Below are 3,648 nucleotides of genomic sequence, written 5' to 3'. Positions count from 1 at the left end.
CCCCCGCCTCGTGCGGCGGCCCCATGCAGCAGCACAGCACCCCGTACGCAAACAGGACGCTGCCCCGGCTCATCGGTGAGCCGGGGCAGCGTCCTGTTGAGGAGTGGGCGGCGGGGGGGTTAGCCCATCTCCTCCAACGCCTTGCCCTTCGTCTCCTTGACGTACTTGAGCACGAAGGGGATGGAGAGCACGGCGAAGACCGCGTAGATGACGTACGTGCCGGAGAGGTTCCAGTCCGAGAGGCTCGGGAAGCTCGCGGTGATGGCCCAGTTGGCGATCCACTGCGCGGAGGCGGCGACGCCGAGCGCCGCGGCGCGGATGCGGTTGGGGAACATCTCGCCGAGGAAGACCCAGACCACGACGCCCCACGAGAGGGCGAAGAAGAGCACGAAGGCGTGCGCCGCGACCAGGGCGACCGTGCCCTGCGCGGTGGGCAGGGAGCCGTCGCCGGCCTGTGCGGAGAAGGCCCAGGCCTCGAGGGCGAGGGAGACGGCCATACCGGCGGAGCCGACGATGGCGAGCGGCTTGCGGCCGACGCGGTCGACGAAGATCATCGCGATCACGGTGCCGACGATGTTGATGATCGACGTGGTGAACGAGTAGAGGAACGAGTCGCTCGGGTCGATGCCGACGGACTGCCACAGGGTGGCCGAGTAGTAGAAGGCCACGTTGATGCCGACGAGCTGCTGGAAGACCGACAGGCCGATGCCGACCCACACGATGGGCAGGAAGCCCGCCTTGCCGCCGATGAGGTCCTTGAAGGTGGACTTCTCCTCGCTGTGCATCGCGAGCTCGATCTCGGTGACGCGCTTGTCGAGGTCCACGCCGTGGCCCTCGACGTCGGCGAGGACGGCCTTCGCCTTGTCGATCTTGCCGACGGAGATCAGGAAGCGGGGCGACTCGGGGATCGCGAAGGAGAGCAGACCGTAGAGGACGGCCGGGACGACCATGACGCCGAGCATCAGCTGCCAGGCCTCGATGCCCATGACGTGACCGCGCTGGTCGCCGTCGGCGAGGTTGAGGACGCCCCAGTTGACGAGCTGGGAGACGGCGATGCCGACGACGATCGCGGCCTGCTGGAAGGAGCCGAGGCGGCCGCGGTAGGCGGGCGGCGAGACCTCGGCGATGTAGGCCGGGCCGATGACGGAGGCCATGCCGATGGCGATGCCGCCGAGGACGCGCCAGAAGGCGAGGTCCCACAGGGCGAACGGCAGGGCGGAGCCCACGGCGCTGATCGTGAAGAGCGTCGCGGAGATCTGCATGACGCGGATGCGGCCTATGCGGTCCGCGAGCCGGCCCGCGGTGGCGGCGCCGATCGCGCAGCCGATGAGGGCGATGGCGATGACCTGGGCCAGGGCTGCGGAGCCGATGTCGTACTTCCCGCGAATGCCCTCGACGGCGCCGTTGATCACGGAGCTGTCGTAGCCGAAGAGAAAGCCACCCATGGCCGCGGCCGCGGTGATGAAGATGACATGCCCGAGGTGGTCCGGCTGGGCCTTGCGGCCCTCGGACCCCTGCGCCGTCGCAGTGCTGGTCAACGTGTACTCCTGAGGCCCGGCGGCACTGCCGGGCGTGGGGGGCTGGCCCTTCAAGTGGGGCACAGGACTTGGGGCCCCACCACTTGAAGGTATTAGCAACGCTGCAGACCCTATGTCTTCATTTTCTTAAGTCAATAGGTCGTAACCAAGAAGTTTCCTGCAGGCATCTCACAGGTTGAGTTCAACACTTGAAGAAGTGAAGTCGCCGACAGGGATAACAAGATCAACGCAGCCGCTGGCTGATCACCTTGGAGACGCCGTCGCCCTGCATCGAGACGCCGTACAGGGCGTCGGCGACCTCCATCGTCCGCTTCTGGTGCGTGATCACGATCAGCTGCGAGCTCTCCTGCAGCTCCCTCATGATCCCGATCAGCCGCTGGAGGTTGGTGTCGTCCAGCGCTGCCTCGACCTCGTCCATCACGTAGAACGGGCTCGGCCGCGCCTTGAAGATCGCGACCAGCAGCGCCACGGCGGTCAGCGAGCGCTCGCCGCCCGACAGCAGCGACAGGCGCTTGACCTTCTTGCCCGGCGGGCGCGCCTCGACGTCCACGCCGGTGGCCAGCATGTCGTCCGGGTCGGTGAGGACGAGCCGCCCCTCGCCCCCGGGGAAGAGCCGGGAGAAGACGCCCTCGAACTCGCGGGCCGTGTCCCGGTAGGCCTCCGTGAAGACCTCCTCGACGCGCTTGTCCACGTCCTTGACGACCTGGAGCAGGTCGCTGCGGGTCTTCTTGAGGTCCTCCAGCTGCTCGGAGAGGAACTGGTGGCGCTCCTCCAGCGCCGCGAACTCCTCCAGGGCGAGCGGGTTGACCTTGCCCAGCTGCTGGTAGGCGCGCTCGGCGGCCCGCAGCCGCTTCTCCTGCTCCGTGCGGACGTACGAGGCGGGCCGGTTCCTGGGGTGGTCCGGGTCCTCCGGCAGTTCCTCGCCCTCGGCCGGCGGGGACGGCGGTACGGGCTGGTCCGGCCCGTACTCCGCGACCAGGGCGGCGGGTTCGACGCCGAGCTCCTCCAGGGCCCTGGCCTCCAGCTGCTCGATGCGCAGCCGCTTCTCCGCGCCGAGCACCTCGCCCTTGTGCACCGAGTCCGTGAGCTTGTCCAGCTCGCTCTTCACCTCACGGCCCCGGTTGCGCTCGGCGACGAGCTCCCGTTCCCGGGCGGCCTTCGCCTCCTCCGCGTGGCGCCGCTCCTCGTCGGCGCGCACGAGGGAGACCTCGACGTGCGCGAGGAGCTGCCGGGCGCCGGACGCGACGGCCGCGGCGACCCGGGCCTCGTGCTGCAGCCTGAGGCGGCGCTGCTCCGCGCGGGCGCGGGCCTCGCGCTCGGCACGGGCCGCCCGGTCCAGGCCGTCCGCCCGGCCCGCGAGGGCCTTGACGCGCTCCTCGTGCGTACGGACCTGGAGCCGCGCCTCCATCTCGGTCTGCCGGGCGTTGGCACCGTCGGCGACGAGGCGGTCCCGTACGGAGGTGTCGGGCTCGCCGGCTCCCTCGCCCGGGGCGGCCTCCTCGGCCACGGCCAGCCGTTCGGCGAGCTCCTCGGCCTCCTCGCCGGCCCGTGCGAGAGCCTCCTCGGCGCGGGCCACGGCCGCGGCGGTCCGTCCGGCCTCGTCGGCCGCGGCGCGCGCCTGCCCGGCGAGCCGCCCGAGGGCCTGGGCGACCTGGGACTTCTCCCGGTCGGCGGCGCTGCGCAGGGCAGCCTGCTCCTCCACGCGTGCGGCGCACTCGGCGCGCCGTGCGGCCGCGTCGTGCTGGGCGGCCTGCAGGACGGCGCACCGTGCGTCCAGGTCGGCCAGTTCGGCGGTGGCCTCGTCAACGGCCGCCTGAACCTCCAGGAGGCTCGGCGCGCCGCCGGAGCCGCCCTGGGCGAAGTGGGCTCCGAGGAGGTCGCCTTCGGCGGTCACGGCGACGGCCCCGGGACGCTCGGCGACCAGTTCTTCGGCGTCTTCCAGCGTCGCGACGACCACGATGTCGCGCAGCAGGGTGCGGACGGCGTCGACGACGGGGGCGGGGCCGTCGACGAGTTCGAGGGCGGGGCGGGGGCCGCATGAGGCGGCGCCCTGCGGGCCCCGTGCGGGCGACGGCACGGGGCCCGGCACGGGGCCGTCGCTCTGCGCCGC

The 3,648-nt window shown here is 71.4% G+C and carries 2 protein-coding genes; both read right to left on the bottom strand.

Annotated elements, in window-relative coordinates; translation table 11 throughout:
* Positions 1-119 precede the first annotated feature (119 nt).
* Positions 120-1,538, bottom strand: coding sequence for a sugar porter family MFS transporter (locus tag B7P34_RS35405; protein WP_106682225.1), 1,419 nt, complete (start codon positions 1,536-1,538; stop codon positions 120-122).
* Positions 1,539-1,761: 223 nt separating this feature from the next.
* Positions 1,762-3,648: AAA family ATPase (locus tag B7P34_RS35400; RefSeq protein ID WP_146167027.1), on the bottom strand; the 1,887-nt coding region annotated here is incomplete at its 5' end.

Source organism: Streptosporangium nondiastaticum (assembly GCF_003011965.1).
In the GTDB taxonomy this organism is placed as follows: Bacteria; Actinomycetota; Actinomycetes; order Streptomycetales; family Streptomycetaceae; genus Streptomyces; species Streptomyces nondiastaticus.
This window is presented reverse-complemented; position numbering and strand designations above follow the sequence as displayed.